Below are 18,074 nucleotides of genomic sequence, written 5' to 3'. Positions count from 1 at the left end.
TGTTACAATGACTGATATTAATGAAAATATTGAATCTCCTTTTAGTTTAAAAGTGAGTTTCGATAAACTCTTAAAACACTATGAGGAGCTTTCTCAAAGTGACGATGAGTTTATTGCTGCAAAGGCACGTCGTGTAATTAAAACTGCTGATGCTTACCCTATTCTTCGCGAAGGGTTTAGTGATGTATCTATTTTAAAAGAACGAGAAAAAGAAATCAGTACCATACTTCAGGATTCATTTAGTCCTGTGCTCACAAAAAATGAAATTAAAACGGCTTCTGTACCGTTTCATAATCTCATTTTTAATTCATCTGAGCGTTTTAAATCTATAATTGAAACTGCTGGAGAAGATTTTGAATTGCAAATAAAAAACATGCCAAAGGATGATACATATATCATTGCATGTACCATTATCTTAGATTTTTGTTACGGTTATACCATTAATTTTAAACGTCCGTTTTATTATGAAATCCCTGATAAAAATGGGATTATTCAATTTTATAAAATCCTATATAATGCCGATTTTACTGAAATTGTACCTTCTGAAAATGCACCAAAGATCACGCAGGAAGATGTTGATGAATTATTAGATAATTATGAAAACATGGCCTTATGGAAAGAGAAATTTCCACCAAACAGTTATACGTTTAAAGGGTTTGTAATTTCTAATATTTTTAATGTCACTGCAGATCAGGCTATTTCAAATATCAAGTCGAGTTTAATTGGTGAGGAAAAACGGAAAGATGAAGGGTTTATGAAAGATTTTCATAAAATTTTCCAATCACTCCTAGGCCTTGAAGATATCAAAGTAGGATTTTCTATTTATAATAAAGAAGAAGATAGTTTTGAGCGTGTATATGGCGTCGGAATGAATAGCTTTTTATTGAATGATTCTGAGTCTAAATCATGTTGTGGCGCACTTTGTGAAATGTCCTATAATACCTTACTCAAAGAAAAGAAGTTTTATACCATTTCTGATGTTAATAAGTTTTACGACCTTTCTAAAGGTAAAGCACCACAATATAAATCACTCAAAGACCAGAACATACAAAGTGCAATCTTAGCTCCTATAGCTAATGATGAAGGTCTCATGGGTATTCTAGAAATTGTTTCAGAACAACCTAAGGTTTTAAACAGTATCAATGCTAATAAATTGGTGGATGTAATGCCGTTTATCGTCACGGCTGTTGAACGTTCTAAAAACCAAGAGCAAAACTTAATTGAAGCTATTATTCAACAAGAGTGTACATCAATTCATCCGAGTGTCAACTGGCGTTTTGAAAAAGAAGCGCGACAATTTATTAAAGATGAAATGAACGGTAATGAACCTAATTTTAATAAAATTGCGTTCGAAAATATTTATCCGCTTTACGGTCAAATTGATATAAAAGGATCTTCTGAAGCCAGAAATTCGGCAACTCAAAAGGATTTACAAATTCAGCTAAATATGATAAAGTCTATCATATTAAATGCTTTTGAATTGGAAAAGTTACCAATATACGAACAGTTTTTATATCAGATAAATGAATATCTTGAAGGCTTAGATGAACATTTTCAAGTCGATAGTGAACAACAAATTTCATCGTTTATTAAACAAGATATTGACCCGTTATTTGAGCATTTAAAAGTGATTCCGTCTTTAAAAGATGAGGTCTATACTTATTTTAAAAGTATCGATGAAAAAGTAGATGTATTATATAAACACCGAAAAGATTATGATGATACTATAGCTTTGGTTAATAAAGAAATGGCTGCGCTTTTAGATAAAAAGCAAGTCGACGCCCAAGCGATGTATCCGCACTATTTTGAGCGTTTTAAAACCGATGGTGTTGAGCATAATATGTACATTGGAGAGTCTATCACCAAAGAAGAATCGTTTAATCCCATTTATTTATATAATTTAAGATTATGGCAGTTACAGGTGATGTGCGAAATGGAAAATTCATTCTATTTAATGCAGTCAAATTTCCCTGTCAAACTTGATGTTGCTTCGATGATCTTGGTATTTAATCAGCCTTTATCGATTAGTTTTAGAATGGATGAAAAGCAATTTGATGTTGATGGTACTTACAACGCCAGATATGAAATTGTAAAAAAACGTGTAGACAAAGCCTATATTAAAGGTACGAAAGAGCGAGTTACACAAAAAGGGAAGATTAGTATTGTCTATTCTCAAAAGCAAGATGAAATAGAATACATGAGATATATTAGATTTTTACAGTCTAAAAAATATCTGGATGATGATGTTGAAATCGTAGAGCTTCAGGATTTACAAGCAGTAACTGGTTTAAAAGCGATCAGAGTAAGCGTACTATATCATAAAGATCCAGATGACAAATCATTTTATACCTACGAGGACTTGATGAAAGAAATTAAAGCCTAATTGACAACATATAGATCTTTGTCATCTAGTTCAGGCTTTAAAAGTTGACTTTGATTTTCAGGATCCAATACTTCTTGGATATCAATTCCAGGGTTATTTTTTACAGCAATACCAAAGGCAATTAGTGACACAATAATCCCAACCATGAAGACCGTATAGGTGATACGTAATAATCGATATTTACGTTCTAAAACTTTGCCTAGAAAATATAAATCTTTGGTTAAAGCTTTGTAGATGTAATCCTTATCGTTTACCAATTCTCGTATAGCCCACTCAAAATCTTCAAGTTCCATTTTATGAAAATTACCGAAGAAACTCAAGTTCACTTTTTGGTTTTTTACATCTTCTTTTGTGAATTGTCCACTGGTTACATTTGGTCGAGTAGCGATAATAGACATCACCATTGAGATTACACTAAATAAAGTAAAGATTACTGTTGGCCAGGTTAGATATGGATTGGTGTCTAATTTAGAAATCAAATTAGCTAAAACTACTGAAATGATAATGGCATTAACCGACAGTAAAATATTGGCTTTGGTATCGGCAATATCACTGAGTTTGATATGGTTTCTTAATGCAACTCTGTAAAATGTTTGGACACCACGTTCCGGACTTTCATTTTTGTATTGTGCTTTGTATTTAGCTTTTATTTCCTCTTTTTTAAATTTTGCTTTTTGCTTTTTCTTGGCTTTCATTAAATTGGCAAGATTTTTATCTTTCCTGGATTGCCAGTTTTTTAAAGCATAATCTGTATAATATTGATGTTTTTTAGCAAGTACTTTGATGTTTTCGTTACGCCATTCTGTTGGCGAATACGTAGCAACACCTCTTAATTCGAGTTCTTTTCTTAGAAACTCACTCGCTTCTTCAAAATACTTTTTTCCAAAATGGGACGCATCAGCATCTCTTATGATTTTGCCAAGTTTTGTGTTTGGGACCTCCTTAAATTTAGTTTCCATGATACAGGTGTTTACAGCATCAATTAAGGTTTGGTCTGCATCATGCTTAGTTAAAAAATCTGTAGCAATTTTAACCCCCTTTTCTTCGTGATTTTCTGCGCCTTGTGTATAGCCCGTATCATGTAATAAAGCTGCTATTTCAAGAATTTGCGCCTCGTCTTTAGTGACATCTGTATTTTCGATAATCTCTCGAGTGCTTTTTAAAACACGTTCGGTGTGTTTGAAATTGTGATAAAGAAATATAGGATCTAATTCTTTTTTTAATAAATCAAATACAAATTCTTCAGTCTTTTTAATAAGGTCAGTAGCCATAAACATCAATTATAGATTAAAGTAAAATTACGAAATTAAGAATTAACATAATATGTAATTTCCAATCAGCAAAAACGACAAAATAATTCGTAAATTATGTCTTTATGACTAAAAATATTAATCTTATCGATTAAAGCAATAAAATGCAACTAAACACAAAAAAATCTTTTACTCAAAACCTGCCTGCAGATCCTGTTTTAGAGAACTCCAGACGCCAAGTTAAGTCGGCTTGCTTTTCATACGTTATTCCTAAGTCACCGAGTCAGCCTGAAATACTCCATGTGTCGAGAGATATGGCTAAGAACTTGGGAATTACAGAGGCTGATATTTCCACTAAAGCCTTTTTAAATGTTTTTTCAGGACAACAAGTTTTAGAGAATACAAGACCTTATGCGATGTGTTATGGAGGTCATCAATTTGGAAATTGGGCAGGCCAATTAGGTGATGGAAGAGCTATCAATTTGTTTGAAGTTGAACATGACAATAAACATTGGGCAGTACAACTTAAAGGTGCTGGTGAAACACCTTACTCCAGAACAGCCGATGGATTAGCGGTGTTGCGTTCATCCATTCGGGAGTATTTATGCAGTGAAGCTATGTTTTATCTGGGAGTACCAACAACAAGAGCATTATCTCTGGCTTTGACGGGAGATGACGTTTTGAGAGATATGATGTATGATGGTAATGCAGCATATGAAAAAGGAGCTATTGTAACCCGTGTTGCACCTTCCTTTTTACGCTTTGGAAGTTTTGAAATTTTCGCCGCGAGACAAGATCATAAGACCTTAAAGACGTTAGTTGATTACACCGTTAAGCATCACTTCCCACATTTAGGATTACCCTCAAAAGCAACTTATATTCAGTTTTTTGCTGAAGTGTCTCAACGTACGTTAGAAATGATTATCCACTGGCAACGTGTTGGCTTTGTTCATGGTGTGATGAATACTGATAATATGTCTATTCTCGGATTAACTATTGACTATGGACCTTATGGATGGCTGGAAGGTTTTGATTTTGGGTGGACGCCAAATACTACAGATAGCCAGCATAAGCGCTACCGTTATGGGAATCAGCCTAATATAGGGCTCTGGAATTTGTATCAACTCGCCAATGCCTTATATCCGCTCATAGAAGATACTGAGCCTTTAGAAGATATATTGGAGACTTATAAAGACGATTTTGAAAAAAAATCTCTGGAAATGATGCGTTCCAAATTAGGTTTAGCACAAAATGACGACCAAGATTCTATGTTGATTCAGGATTTAGAAGATGCCTTGTTGTTAACGGAAACGGATATGACTTTGTTCTTCAGAAATTTGAGCAACTTCAAAAAAGGAGATGGCGCAAAAGGTTTAGATATTGTAAAAGACGCCTTTTATATACCTAATGATATTGCAGATAATGTAGCGCAACAATGGCGCGATTGGTTTAAGGCCTATGACTCGAGATTAGAAAATGAGCTGCTGTCAGATGAAGAACGGAAAGTCAATATGAATGCAACCAATCCTAAATATGTGCTCCGAAATTACATGGCGCAATTAGCCATAGACGATGCCAATAAAGGAGATTACAAACGCATTGATGAGCTGTTTCAGCTTTTAAAACAACCTTATGCCGAACAACCTGAATATGAGAAGTGGTTTGCTAAACGACCAGATTGGGCAAAACATAAGGTAGGTTGTTCGATGTTATCTTGTAGTTCCTAATGTCTGTGTTAAAGCAAATTCAAGCATTGCCAGAAGGTTATAGTGAAGTGATATTTCAGAATACAAAATATGGCGTCACCAGAACCAATTTTAATGAGGGGAAAAGTATAAAAATTTATGCCGAAGCATTATCTGGAAACAACGTTATTAGTTTTAATTATTACATAACGTCGAATAAACAAGTATTAAAACCTTGTGAAATGCCAGAAGAAAAAGTAATTCAATTTTTAAATAATTACCAAAAGATTTATGAATAACGAACGACTTAAAATAGAAAATAAAAAAGGGCTTAAACTTCAAGCTTATTTAGAATTACCTGCAAACCAAAAGCCAAAACACTTTGCCATTTTTGCGCATTGTTTCACTTGTAGCAGTTCCTTAAATGCTGTGAAAAATATAAGCAGAGCATTAACGCAACATGGTTTTGGTGTTGTACGTTTTGATTTTACGGGATTAGGACGTAGTGAAGGTGAGTTTGCCGAAAGTCATTTTTCAGCTAATGTTGAGGATTTAATAGCGGTAAACGACTTTTTAAAAGCAGAGTATCAAGCGCCTTCGCTTTTAGTTGGACATTCCCTGGGAGGTGCAGCTGTTTTAGTTGCAGCATCTAAATTAGATAATGTAAAAGCCGTCGCGACTGTTGGTGCTCCAGCAAGTGTGAGCCATGTGAAACATTTGTTTTCTCATGGTATAGAGGAAATTAAAGATAAAGGAAGAGTAGAAGTTAATATTGGCGGACGCCCATTTAAGATTGATGAAGCCTTTGTGTCCGATTTTGATAAAACTGATTTACCTTCTATTGTCAAATCCTTACGAAAGCCATTACTCATTTTACATTCTCCAATTGATACCATTGTAGGAATTAAAAATGCCGAAAAGTTATACGTTAACGCACATCACCCTAAGAGCTTTATAAGTTTAGATAATGCCGATCATTTATTGAGTAATACTCAAGATAGTTTGTATGTAGGCGATATGATTGGAAGTTGGGTCAATCGCTATTTTCCAGAACAAGACAATACCATGCTCGATACCTCTGGTGAACAGTTGGTGGCACATTTAGATTTAAAGGAAAATCATTTTACAACAACCATTCAAACGGCTAAGCATAGCTTCATTGCCGATGAGCCTAGTTCGGTTGGAGGTGATGATTTTGGACCTTCGCCTTATGATTTTCTTAGTGCAGGTTTGGCAGCTTGTACAGTAATGACCTTAAAATTATATGCAGAACGTAAACAATGGGATTTACAAGAAGTGTATGCCTATATTACGTATTCTAAAAAGCACAGTGACGATTTAATGTTAGATCTTGAAAAACCAACACGATTAGATCATTTATCAAAAAAGTTGACTTTTATTGGTAACTTAGACGAGTCTCAAAAACAACGCTTAAAAGAAATTGCTTCCAAATGTCCTGTTCATAAAACATTGCAAAGTGAAGTTATTATCGACACAGAACTTATTTAATTTATAGTTTCAGAAATATCAATGACATTAAAAGATTCGTATATATACACTCGGAAACGGTTTGTAACTATTTGTAAAACCCTTAAAACTGAAGACTATTCGGTGCAACCTGAAGTATTTGTGTCGCCGCCAAAATGGCATTTAGCACATAGCACCTGGTTTTTTGAGCAATTCGTACTTTCCGAATTCATGCCTGATTATAAGGTCTTTGATGAAGATTTCGCCTATTTATTTAATAGCTATTACAACAATGCAGGAACTCGGGTATTGCGGCCAAACAGAGGCTTGATGACAAGACCAACAGTAGATGAGGTGTACGCTTACCGAAAGTATGTTGATGAACAAATGCTTCTGTTTTTAGACACTCAGCCTTCAGAAACTATAAAAGATATTATCACACTCGGGATTCAGCACGAACAGCAACATCAAGAATTGTTTTACTACGACATCAAATATATTTTAGGACATCAACCAACGTTTCCTACCATAGAAAATAAGATAGAATTAACTGAAATTGAACAACCTTCAAAATGGTTAAAAATTTCTGAAGGGGTTTATCCTATTGGTCATGATAACAATGCCTTTTGTTATGATAATGAAATGGGATATCACAAGGTGTTTTTACACGAATTTGAGATTTCAGATCAACTCGTAACCAACAAAGCGTATATGGAGTTTATTGATGCAGGTGGATATAAAAATTTCAATTTATGGCATGCTGAAGGTTGGGACTTTATACAGCAAAACGATATTAAGGCTCCCGAATATTGGCATCAAATCGAAGGTAAGTGGCATTATTATACGCTTCAGGGTTTTCAGGAAGTTAAACCTAACCAACTTGTTAGTCACATTAGCTTTTATGAAGCTTATGCTTTTGCCGAATGGAAACACATGAGATTACCTACAGAATTTGAATGGGAAGTAGCCTCAAAGCAATTTCCTTACGGACAACTTTGGGAATGGACCAATAGCGCCTATTTGCCTTACCCGAATTTTTCAAAAGCACCAGGTGCTTTAGGCGAATACAATGGCAAGTTTATGATTAACCAAATGGTGCTTAGAGGAGCTTCAGTAGCTACAGCCGAAGGTCATAGCAGACCAACATATCGCAATTTTTTTCATCCAGAAATGAGATGGCAATTTTCAGGAATCAGACTCGTAAAATAATATGAACAATACATTTGCAAAAGACATTATAGAAGGTTTAACGGCCAAAAACAAGTATCTATCTTCAAAGTATTTTTATGATGATAATGGAAGCCGTATTTTTCAGGAAATAATGCAAATGCCTGAATATTATCTTACCGATTCAGAATTTGAAATTCTTTCACTCCAGGCTCAGCAAATTGTTGAGGCTCTAGGATTTAATCAAGCTTTTAATATCATTGAACTCGGAGCTGGAGATGGTTTAAAAACGTTTAAACTGCTAGAGTATTTAGTGAATAAAGACATACCATTTAATTATGTGCCTATCGATATTTCTCAAGAAGCCATCACCTTACTTTCTGAAAAGTTAAAAGAGCGTTTACCTAAATTATCTCTACAGCCAAAGGTTGGTGATTATTTTGAGATATTACGTGAAACTTCAGAGCATAAAATACCAAGTCTGTTATTGTTTTTAGGAAGTAATATTGGAAACTACTCTGAAGAAAAAGCGAGTCAGCTTCTACAACTTTTTAATGATAATATGAATAGTAATGATAAGCTACTTATTGGTTTGGATTTAAAGAAAAACCCAATCACTATTCACAATGCTTATTATGATTCATTGGGTATTACAAAACGATTTAATCTAAACTTATTAATTAGAATTAACAGAGAGTTTGATGCCGATTTTAAAATTGATGATTTTGATTTTTATTGTCATTATAACCCCTTAAATGGCGAGGTGAAAAGTTATATTGTAAGTTTAAAAGCGCAAACAGTTCATATCAACACTTTGAACACTTCAATACATTTTAAGCAAAATGAATTGATATGGACAGAACTTTCAAAAAAGTATGCGCTTTCTGAAATTGAGATTTTAGCTCATAAAGCCAATTTTAGCGTCAAACATCATTTTTTAGATTGTAAGCATTATTTTACAGATAGTCTTTGGGAAAAATTAGCTTAAGAATCAATATCTTTAGGGATACAGATAATAAGTATTAAATAGAATACTTTTTTTTGTAACTCAAACTAAACTAAAATGACCAACTTTAAGAAATTAATCACACTTTTTATCATCAGTTTTTTTATAAACGCCTGTGCAACCTATAAAGCGCAATATAAAGAAGAAGGTAGCGCAGAGGCAACCATGCCAGATAAAGAGATAGATAGAACATTTTATCTCATTGGAGATGCTGGAAAATCACCTCAAGGCGGTATGTCTAAAGCTTTAACTGCTTTACAAAACCATATTGTTAACAAAAATACAGAAGATGATTATGCTATTTTTCTGGGAGACAACATTTATCCAGATGGTTTGCCATCTAAGAATTCAGCGGGAAGAAGCGAGGCCGAAAATGCGCTCAACGGTCAAATAAAAGCTGTTAAAGACTTTAAAGGAGAGGTATTATTTATTCCGGGAAATCACGATTGGTATGCCGATAAACTAAAAGGGCTTAAGCGACAAGAAAAATATATTGAAGATGCTCTCGGTAAAAACACGTTTCAACCAGAAAATGGTTGTCCTTTAGAAAGTATCGATGTTGGTGAAACAATTCAGTTAATAGCAATAGATACCCAATGGTATCTTGAAAACTGGAATAAGAATCCCACGATAAATGATGAGTGTGAAATCAAAACCAGAGAACGTTTTTTCGAAGAGATTGAAGGCGAGATAAAAAAAGCTCAAAACAAAACAATCGTATTTGCAATGCACCATCCTATGTACACTAATGGTGTTCATGGTGGTTACTATGCTGCTAAAAAGCACTTGTATCCAACTCAAAGTAAAATTCCAGTGCCGATTTTTGCATCTCTAATTGCACAAATTAGAACACAAGGTGGCGTGTCTATTCAAGATCGATTTAATGAACGATATAACAAGCTAATGAAGCGTCTTGAAACTTTAGCTTTTGATGCCAATAATCTAATTTTCGTTTCAGGACATGAGCATACACTTCAGTATATTGAAAACGAACAGATCAAGCAAATTGTATCAGGTTCTGGAGCAAAAGAATCCTTTGCTCAATTAAGTCATAACGGACTCTTTTCTTACGGAAAACAAGGATTTGCTGAGTTAACTGTTTTTAAAGATGGTAGTAGTTGGGTAAGCATCTATGGTGAAGAAAACGGGCAGCCTAAACGACTTTTCGCTAAAGAAATTTATGAACCTACAAAAAACTATGATGTATCTAAACTGCCAGATACATTTCCGCAGGAAATAGAAACATCGATTTATACTAAAGAAGCTACCGATAAATCGAGATTTTTTGAATCTGTTTGGGGTGACCATTATCGTGATATATACAGTACGACAGTTACAGCCAAAGTTGCAACATTAGATACTCTATATGGCGGACTTGAAGTCGTTAGAGCAGGTGGAGGTCATCAAACACGATCTATACGTTTAAAAACCAAAGATGGGCGAGAACTCAATATGCGTGCCTTAAAAAAGAGTGCAACGCAATATCTGCAAGCCGTAGTGTTTAAAGATACTTATATTGAAGATGAATTTGAAAAAACTGCCGTTGAAGGATTAATACAAGATTTTTATACTGCTGCTCATCCTTATGCATTTATGGCTGTTCCTGATTTATCAGATGCTGCACAAATATATCACACTAACCCAAAAATTTATTATATACCAAAGCATAAGCATCTAGGAAAATACAATAATGACTATGGTGATGAATTGTATATGATTGAAGAGCGTCCTGAAGAAAATTATACAGATGAGCGTAACTTTGGTTATGCCGATGATATTGAAAGCACTCACGATATTATTGAAAAAGTTAGAGAGGATGAAAAATATAAAATTGATGAAAATGCCTATGTAAGAGCTCGTTTATTTGATATGCTTATTGGTGACTGGGATCGACATCAGGACCAATGGCGTTGGGCACAATTTGATCAGGAAAATGGCGATAAGTGGTATCGCCCAATACCTAGAGACAGAGATCAGGTATTCTCTAATTTTGATGGTGCCTTATTAGATGTGATGCGAATTATTTCAGGTTCTACTAAACAATTGCAGGTTTATGATGAAGAGTTAAAAGATATTGAGTGGATGAATGCTGCCGGAATAAAACTAGACCGAGTCATGGTTCAGCAGTCAACCAAAGAAAAATGGTTAGAACATGCTAAGTTTTTACAGGAACATATAACAGATGAAGTCATTGAAAAAGCCTTCTCAAAAGTTCCTGAAGCTGTACAGGATGAAACCTTAGAAGATATAAAAAAGAAGCTTAGAGGAAGACGTGCTAATTTACTGGATATCGCTGCCAGATATTATCAAGTATTAAACGAACTGGTTATTCTGACAGGTACTGATAAAGATGATTATATCGAAGTTACCAGAATTGGCGATAACGAAACCCATGTTAAAATATCGAGGATTATAGATGGCGAAAAAGGGGAAGTTATCGTTGATAAAACGTTTAACAAAGATGTCACTAAAGAGCTTTGGATTTACGGTTTAGACGACAAAGATATTTTTGAAGTTACCGGAAAAGCGAATAATCTCATTTTTACAAGACTTATTGGCGGACAGGAAAATGACACCTATATCATTACATCTGGTCGAAGAGTTAAAGTCTATGATCACGAAAGTAAACCTAATACTATTAAAGAAAATAAAGGCGGAACAATCAGGCTAACCGATATCTATAAACTCAATCTTTTTGATTATCAAAAAAATATTGTAAATACTGGTGTCATTACACCTGCCATTGGATTCAATCCTGACGATGGTGTGTCTCTGGGCTTACAATTTGTAAAAACTAAAAAAGGATTTCAGCGCAATCCTTATTCTCAGCAACACCGTTTTAGAGGAGGCTATTTTTTTGCTACCAGCGGGTTTTCACTTTTGTATGATGGTGAGTTTGCTAATATCATGAATGATTGGAACTTGCATGTAGGTGGTCAGTTTACATCTGAAAATTTCACCAATAACTTTTTTGGCTACGGAAATGAAACTGAAAATTTAGACGATGAATTAGATCTCGATTATAACCGAGTCAAAACAAGTATTTATATGGCTAAAGCCGGAATTCTGAAAAAAGGAAATTTTGGTAGTGATTATGGATTTAGAGCCATTTTTGAAGCCATTGAAATAGAAGATACTGACAATCGATTTATAACCGATTTAGTGCCGTCGTCATTTGAAGAATTTTATGAAAGACGTCTCTTTGGTGCCTTAGAAGCCGAGTATAAATATGCAAGTTTTGATAATAAACTCAATCCTACTAGAGGTATGACATTTTTAATTAATGTTGGTGGTAAAACCGAATTTAAGGATACTAAAAATACCTATGGTTATTTAAATTCAAATTTAGGTTTTTACAACGCATTAAGCCGAAACCGAAAACTGGTTTTAAAAACTGACGCAAGATTACAAGTTAGAGTAGGAGATGATTTGGTGTTCTACCAGGCGGCAAATATTGGAGGTAGAAATGGATTGCGAGGTTACAGAACCGAACGTTTTACAGGAAAAAATTCTTTTGTAGGTAGTGCTGATTTACGCTATAGTTTTGAGTCGTTCAAAACGAAAACCTTACCACTTCAAATTGGAGTCTTTGGTGGATTTGATGTTGGTCGTGTTTGGATAAAAGGCGATTTTTCAGATAAATGGCACAACGATTATGGTGGTGGATTTTGGATAACAGCTGCCGATAGCCTTTCAGGAACATTTAACCTCTTTAACAGTACCGAAGGTCTGCGATTCTCGTTTGGATTTGGACTTAATTTCTAAGTCTGATGAAACGCTATATTAGTTCGACATTATCATACATCTTTAAACTCGAAAGCAAAATAGCGTTCTATCCTTCGGTATTGAGTCTTGTCGGACTGCTATTCGCCTTTATAATGTTTTATTTAGAAAGTAAAGGAATTTCTAAATACTTACTTGAAAATGCACCTGTTTTGGTGGTAAATGATACCGAAACCGCAAGAAACCTGCTCACTACGTTTATAGCAGGTTTGATTTCAATAATGGTCTTTAGTTTTTCAATGGTAATGATATTACTCAATCAGGCCTCAAGTAATTTTTCTCCGAGAATCCTACCCGGTTTAATTTCCAATAGAAGACATCAAATTATACTTGGTGTCTATAATTTTACCTTACTGTATTGCATTTTTACTTTGGTGTCAATAGAACCCGATGGTAATAAATACCAGTTGCCTGGATTTTCTGTACTCTTGGCTATTTTTGCAATGACATGCTGCCTGGCAGCTTTTATATATTTTATACATTCTATATCTCAGGAAATCCAGGTTAATAACATCATGGACCGCATCTTTGAAACCGCTAAATGTAGATTGCAAATTCTTATCGAGTCGCAATCAAATACAGATTTTGAAGATACTTCTGATTGGAACGTCATTTATTCAAACACGTCAGGCTATTTTCAAGATTTAAATATCAATGCACTTAAGGATATTTCCCATTCTAAAAATTTCAAATTAGAAATTATGCCTATTAAAGGTAGGTACGTATTAAAAGGCTTACCTTTAGCTAAATCGAGTGAGAAATTGGATGATGATGTGATAGAAGAAGTTTGTAGCGCATTTCATTTTTCAAGAAGTGAACTGGTTGAAGATAATTATTTACTCGCCTTTAAACAGATTTCAGAAATTGCAGTAAAAGCGATGTCTCCAGGAATAAATGATCCTGGAACGGCAATTAATGCCATTGATTATTTAACTGAGTTATTTGCAATTAGGCTTCAAAAGTATGACACTAATATCGTTTGTGATTCTGATGAAGTACCTGTTTTAAAAATCAATTCGGTTGATTTTAAAGATCTGTTATTTCAGGTCATGGCAGCTTTGAGAACCTACTGTAAACATGATGTGATTATCGTACAAAGACTCGTTTTGATGCTAAATTTTCTTAAAACCCGTGAAGAGTTTAAAATAGAAAGCTATAAAACTGCTATTGAGCAAGAGCTAAATAACCTTGTTGAAGATGCTACTGAAAGTTTGAAAAATGAAGCCGATATAAAACTAGTTAAGCAAATGCTTATACATACTTAAACCTTATTATAAAAGACCATTATGGCTTCTAATCCAACATTAATTTGTATTCCTGATATCAGCGGATTTACGCGTTTTATGAGTGATACCAATATCGAACTAAGTGCTAAAGTTATTCCAGCACTCTTAAATAAAATTATCTATGCCAACGAAATTGGGTTACGAGTCTCCGAAATTGAAGGCGATGCGATTTTGTTCTTTAAAAAAGGGCCACTACCTCCTTTTCAGGATTTAATAAATCAATGTAAATCGTTTTTCACTCAATTTTATCAGCAATTAGAGGTGTTGTCTCAGCAATACAGTGACGAGCGTGGTATTGATCAAGTACCAAAACTTGGGTTGAAAATTATTCTTCACTTTGGAAAAAATGTGGAGTCTGTTCAAATAGGAAACCGTATTAAACTTATGGGTGAAGATGTGATTATTGCTCATCGTTTGCTCAAAAACGATATCAAAGAAGACGAATACTTGCTCATTTCAGAACAGGTATTAAATCAATACAAAGATGAAGTAATAAAACGCAATTTTGGTTGGGGAGATTTACAAGATGAAGGCGAACGCTATAAGCATTTAGGCGATATCAATTATAGTTATGTAAAAATGCGTAAACTTTTAGAATGATTCGAAGTTTCGATTGCAATCAATCTAGGCCAAACAGGTAAAGTTTTCCGCCTTCATGTTTCGTTTTTTCATCTGTTATAAGGACTTCATTAGAGTCTAATATATTGATGCCTTCTTTTTGAGACTCATGTTCAAACGCCATGGCTTCAATGGTTCCACTAAAAAAATCATCAGAAGCAAAATCACTAAGTTTCCACAGTTTATCATGATTTAGCAAGACAACAGTTTTACCATCTTGACTTATATCTGCTGAAGTTACTTTTGTTTTTTTTCCTTTAAGTTTTACTTCGGAAATGTACTCGGCTACATGATCTCCAACCTGATTTGGAACTTTTATAAGTTCACATTTTTTATGGTCTTTGCTGAACATATAAAAGGCATCATTATAAAGGAAAAAAGATTCAAAATCTTCAGATTTCATATCCTTTGGAAGTTTAAAACTAATAACTTCAGCCTTAGCTGAAGACTCAGCATTTTCAGGATGTGAAACTTTATATATGGCAAAATTCTTTCGTTTTTTTGAGTTGTTACCAAAGTCACCTATGTAGATGTTTCCGTCAGTATCTGAAGTTAAATCTTCCCAGTCTATATTTTGTACATTTTCTATTTCAATATCCTTAGTAATCTTAACTTTTGCATCCAGTCCGTACAAATGATTGTTATTACCAGCATCTTCAATAACCCATAATATATCTGATTTTGACGTTTTTTCAATCGCTGAAATTTCTTTCAATCCAGAAGGTAAATCGGCAAGAGGTGTGAGCTTTCCTGAATAACAGGAGTTTGTTAAAAAAAAGATTATAAATAAAAGTGTTGTATTAAATTGCATATCATGTATTTATGAGCCATTAAATAAATAGGTTTTTCATTACAATTAAAAATCTAAACTCTTAAAGGTTTTATAAAAATAGATTTGATACAATTTCTTATCTGAAATTAATACTTTTATATCCTATGCAAAAACCACTTAAAATAGGTCATCGAGGTGCTAAAAACCACCTAGCCGAAAATACTATTGAGTCTATTAAAAAAGCACTTGACATTGGTGTTGATGGTATCGAAATTGATGTGCATAAATGTGCGTCAGGAGAACTGGTTGTCTTTCATGATTTTACCTTAGATCGTATGACAAATGGTACTGGAGAACTATCAAAAGCGACATTACCCCAATTAAAGGAGCTTAAAGTAAATGGTCAGTTTTCAATACCTACTTTAGAAGAGGTTTTAGATTGTGTTGATCGCCAATGTTTAGTCAATATTGAACTCAAAGGTAAACACACAGCACTTGATACTTGTGAAATTATCAGTCATTATATGAATGTAAAAGGCTGGTCTGCCCATGATTTTATCATATCGAGCTTTCAACATCATGAACTTGAAGATGTATATAATTATAATAAAAATTTACGCTTAGGAGTACTCACAAAAGCTAGCGTTTCTGATGCTTTAGAATTTGCAAAGACGATAAACGCTTATGCTGTACATCCTAATTTTGCTTTAGTATCTAGAGACAATGTGCAACAAGCTCAAAAAGAGGGGTGTAAAGTAATTACATGGACCGTAAACGACGTGAATACCATCAAACGAATGAAGTCTTATGGAGTAGATGCTATAATTTCTGATAACCCTGAAAACCTATGACCCAATACGATATTATAATAGTTGGTGGAGGCGCTGCTGGATTTTTTGCCGCGATTAACTGTGCTGAGCAAAACCCAAATTTAAAAGTTGCCATTCTCGAACGAGGAAAAGAAGGACTTCAAAAAGTGAAAGTATCTGGAGGAGGACGCTGTAATGTGACACATGCCGAGTTTATCCCTTCAGAGTTAGTGCAAAACTATCCCAGAGGCGAAAAGGAATTGCTTGGTCCTTTCCATCAGTTTATGACCGGAGATACCATTCAATGGTTTGAAGATAGAGACGTAGCACTAAAAATTGAAGATGATGGTCGTATGTTCCCTGTTAGTAACAGTTCTCAAACTATTATTGATTGTTTTCTTAGTGAAGCTAAAAAACATCAGGTGGATATCTTGTATAATCATGCTTTAAAATCCTTGTCTCCAATTGAGAATCAATGGCTTTTAGAAACATCTCAAGGTGATTTTTTTACTGAAAAAGTACTGATGGCAACAGGGAGTAATCCTAAAATATGGAAACTCTTAGAAAATCTCGGGCATACTATTAGTCAGCCCGTTCCTTCGCTTTTCACCTTTGATATCAAAGACAAACGTATTGCTGGTATCCCAGGAGTTGTAGCATTAGATGTTGAGGTAAAGGTACTTGGTACAAATTTATACAGTGAAGGACCTCTGCTAATTACTCATGTTGGAATGAGTGCACCAGCTATTTTAAAATTATCAGCTTTTGGAGCTATCGAATTAGCCAAGCGAAACTATAATTTTCAAATAGAAATCAATTTCATAAAGCAATCTTATGACGATTGTTTTGAGCATTTAAAAGCCTTAAAACAAGATTTAGCAAAAAAATTAGTGCTCAAATCGGCACAATTTGAATTGCCAAAACGCTTATGGCAAAAATTGGTGTTAGCGTCTCATGTGAATGATGATGTCAGATGGGCAGACCTTAACAAATCTCAGTTAGAAGCCTTAGCATCTCAGCTAACAAAAGCAATATTTCAGGTGACAGGTAAAAGCACATTTAAAGAAGAATTTGTCACTGCTGGAGGTGTTAATTTAAAAGAGGTTAATTTCAAAACCTTTGAAAGTAAACACCACAACAACCTCTATTTTGCTGGAGAAATCTTAAATATAGATGCCATTACTGGAGGATTTAATTTTCAAAATGCCTGGTCTGGAGCCTATATTGCCGCTTGTAATATGTCAAAATAATGAACACGTATATTGTACTTTTAAGAGGCATTAATGTTGGAGGTCATAAAAAAATCCCAATGGCTCAATTACGCGAAATACTCTCAAAATCGGGATTTGAAGCTGTTAAAACATATATTCAAACAGGAAATATCATTTTACAATCTTTAGATGAGACGACAGATGCGGTTGAAACTAAAATCCATAAAGTCATTCAATCTCATTTCGGATTTGATGTTCCTGTTATCGCTAAAACAAGAAGTGAATTGCAGCAAATATTTGATGCTTGCCCATTTCCGCTTGAAAAAAAGCAGGCCAGTTATTTTATTTTGTTAAGCGAAATTCCACTTAAAACTTTAGTTGATGAGGTACATACGATAAACTACCTTAATGAAGAATTTCATATAGTAAATGATTGCCTTTATCTGTTTTCAGCTGCAGGATATGGTAACTCTAAGTTTAATATGACTACGTTTGAAAACAAACTGAAAGTCAGAGCAACTTCAAGAAATTTTAAAACTACTGTTAAGTTGTTAGAATTGAGTTTATAGATAAAAACTCATCTTTTGACGAATTATTTGTTTGATTACTAGTGGATTAATTATCTTTAGTCTTTAAA

Annotated in this window: 14 protein-coding genes; 12 read left to right on the top strand and 2 right to left on the bottom strand. The window is 34.2% G+C overall.

Annotation, left to right across the window (positions count from 1 at the left end; translation table 11 throughout):
- Positions 1 to 7 precede the first annotated feature (7 nt).
- Entirely contained in the window at positions 8 to 2,383 is a 2,376-nt protein-coding gene (locus H7350_RS01035; RefSeq protein WP_204344016.1) for a GAF domain-containing protein, read from the top strand.
- Here H7350_RS01035 and H7350_RS01030 read toward each other — a convergent pair.
- The gene (locus H7350_RS01030) at positions 2,380 to 3,654 is read right to left on the bottom strand and encodes a Pycsar system effector family protein (protein WP_204344015.1); all 1,275 of its coding nucleotides are present in this window, start codon (positions 3,652 to 3,654) and stop codon (positions 2,380 to 2,382) included. The two genes, H7350_RS01035 and H7350_RS01030, sit on opposite strands and share 4 nt — an antisense overlap.
- 143 nt (positions 3,655 to 3,797) lie before the next feature.
- Here H7350_RS01030 and H7350_RS01025 point away from each other — a divergent pair, with 143 nt between their 5' ends.
- The 8 genes from H7350_RS01025 to H7350_RS00990 all read left to right on the top strand — a co-directional run bounded on the left by H7350_RS01025 (position 3,798) and on the right by H7350_RS00990 (position 14,627).
- A complete protein-coding gene (locus H7350_RS01025; RefSeq protein ID WP_204344014.1) occupies positions 3,798 to 5,360 on the top strand; it encodes a protein adenylyltransferase SelO in 1,563 nt (520 codons plus the stop codon).
- On the top strand, positions 5,360 to 5,617 hold the full coding sequence (locus tag H7350_RS01020) for a peptide methionine sulfoxide reductase (RefSeq protein ID WP_204344013.1): 258 nt from the start codon (positions 5,360 to 5,362) through the stop codon (positions 5,615 to 5,617). The genes H7350_RS01025 and H7350_RS01020 overlap by 1 nt, the downstream gene beginning before the upstream one ends.
- Positions 5,610 to 6,827 carry a bifunctional alpha/beta hydrolase/OsmC family protein gene (locus H7350_RS01015; protein ID WP_204344012.1) on the top strand — a complete coding sequence of 406 codons (1,218 nt, stop codon included), beginning with the start codon at positions 5,610 to 5,612 and terminating at the stop codon, positions 6,825 to 6,827. Before H7350_RS01020 ends, H7350_RS01015 begins: the two co-directional genes overlap by 8 nt.
- Positions 6,828 to 6,848: 21 nt before the next feature.
- The gene (gene egtB / locus H7350_RS01010; protein ID WP_204344011.1) at positions 6,849 to 7,994 is read left to right on the top strand and encodes an ergothioneine biosynthesis protein EgtB; all 1,146 of its coding nucleotides are present in this window, start codon (positions 6,849 to 6,851) and stop codon (positions 7,992 to 7,994) included.
- Between the two features lies 1 nt (position 7,995).
- A complete protein-coding gene (locus H7350_RS01005; protein ID WP_204344010.1) occupies positions 7,996 to 8,940 on the top strand; it encodes an L-histidine N(alpha)-methyltransferase in 945 nt (314 codons plus the stop codon).
- A gap of 75 nt (positions 8,941 to 9,015) precedes the next feature.
- Positions 9,016 to 12,723 carry a metallophosphoesterase gene (locus H7350_RS01000; protein ID WP_204344009.1) on the top strand — a complete coding sequence of 1,236 codons (3,708 nt, stop codon included), beginning with the start codon at positions 9,016 to 9,018 and terminating at the stop codon, positions 12,721 to 12,723.
- Between the two features lie 5 nt (positions 12,724 to 12,728).
- Complete coding sequence (locus tag H7350_RS00995; protein ID WP_204344008.1) at positions 12,729 to 14,006, top strand: DUF2254 domain-containing protein; 1,278 nt, start codon at positions 12,729 to 12,731, stop codon at positions 14,004 to 14,006.
- Positions 14,007 to 14,027: 21 nt separating this feature from the next.
- Positions 14,028 to 14,627 carry a DUF2652 domain-containing protein gene (locus tag H7350_RS00990; protein WP_204344007.1) on the top strand — a complete coding sequence of 200 codons (600 nt, stop codon included), beginning with the start codon at positions 14,028 to 14,030 and terminating at the stop codon, positions 14,625 to 14,627.
- Between the two features lie 19 nt (positions 14,628 to 14,646).
- On the opposite strand, the gene H7350_RS00985 is transcribed toward H7350_RS00990, so the two are convergent.
- Positions 14,647 to 15,456 (bottom strand): hypothetical protein, encoded by an 810-nt coding sequence (locus tag H7350_RS00985; protein WP_204344006.1) that lies wholly within the window; start codon positions 15,454 to 15,456, stop codon positions 14,647 to 14,649.
- Between the two features lie 125 nt (positions 15,457 to 15,581).
- Between H7350_RS00985 and H7350_RS00980 the strand changes: the two genes are divergently transcribed.
- Genes H7350_RS00980 through H7350_RS00970 form a run of 3 tightly spaced genes read left to right on the top strand, consistent with a single transcriptional unit; the run spans position 15,582 to position 18,006 of the window.
- Positions 15,582 to 16,268 (top strand): glycerophosphodiester phosphodiesterase, encoded by a 687-nt coding sequence (locus tag H7350_RS00980; RefSeq protein WP_204344005.1) that lies wholly within the window; start codon positions 15,582 to 15,584, stop codon positions 16,266 to 16,268.
- Positions 16,265 to 17,476, top strand: a complete 1,212-nt coding sequence (locus H7350_RS00975; protein ID WP_204344004.1) for a BaiN/RdsA family NAD(P)/FAD-dependent oxidoreductase — start codon at positions 16,265 to 16,267, stop codon at positions 17,474 to 17,476. The genes H7350_RS00980 and H7350_RS00975 overlap by 4 nt, the downstream gene beginning before the upstream one ends.
- On the top strand, positions 17,476 to 18,006 hold the full coding sequence (locus tag H7350_RS00970; protein WP_204344003.1) for a DUF1697 domain-containing protein: 531 nt from the start codon (positions 17,476 to 17,478) through the stop codon (positions 18,004 to 18,006). The genes H7350_RS00975 and H7350_RS00970 overlap by 1 nt, the downstream gene beginning before the upstream one ends.
- Positions 18,007 to 18,074 lie beyond the last annotated feature (68 nt).

The organism is Psychroserpens algicola (assembly GCF_014526325.1).
Taxonomy (GTDB): domain Bacteria; phylum Bacteroidota; class Bacteroidia; order Flavobacteriales; family Flavobacteriaceae; genus Psychroserpens; species Psychroserpens algicola.
The sequence above is the reverse complement of the archived record's forward strand: the minus strand, read 5'-3'. Positions and strand labels throughout refer to the sequence as shown.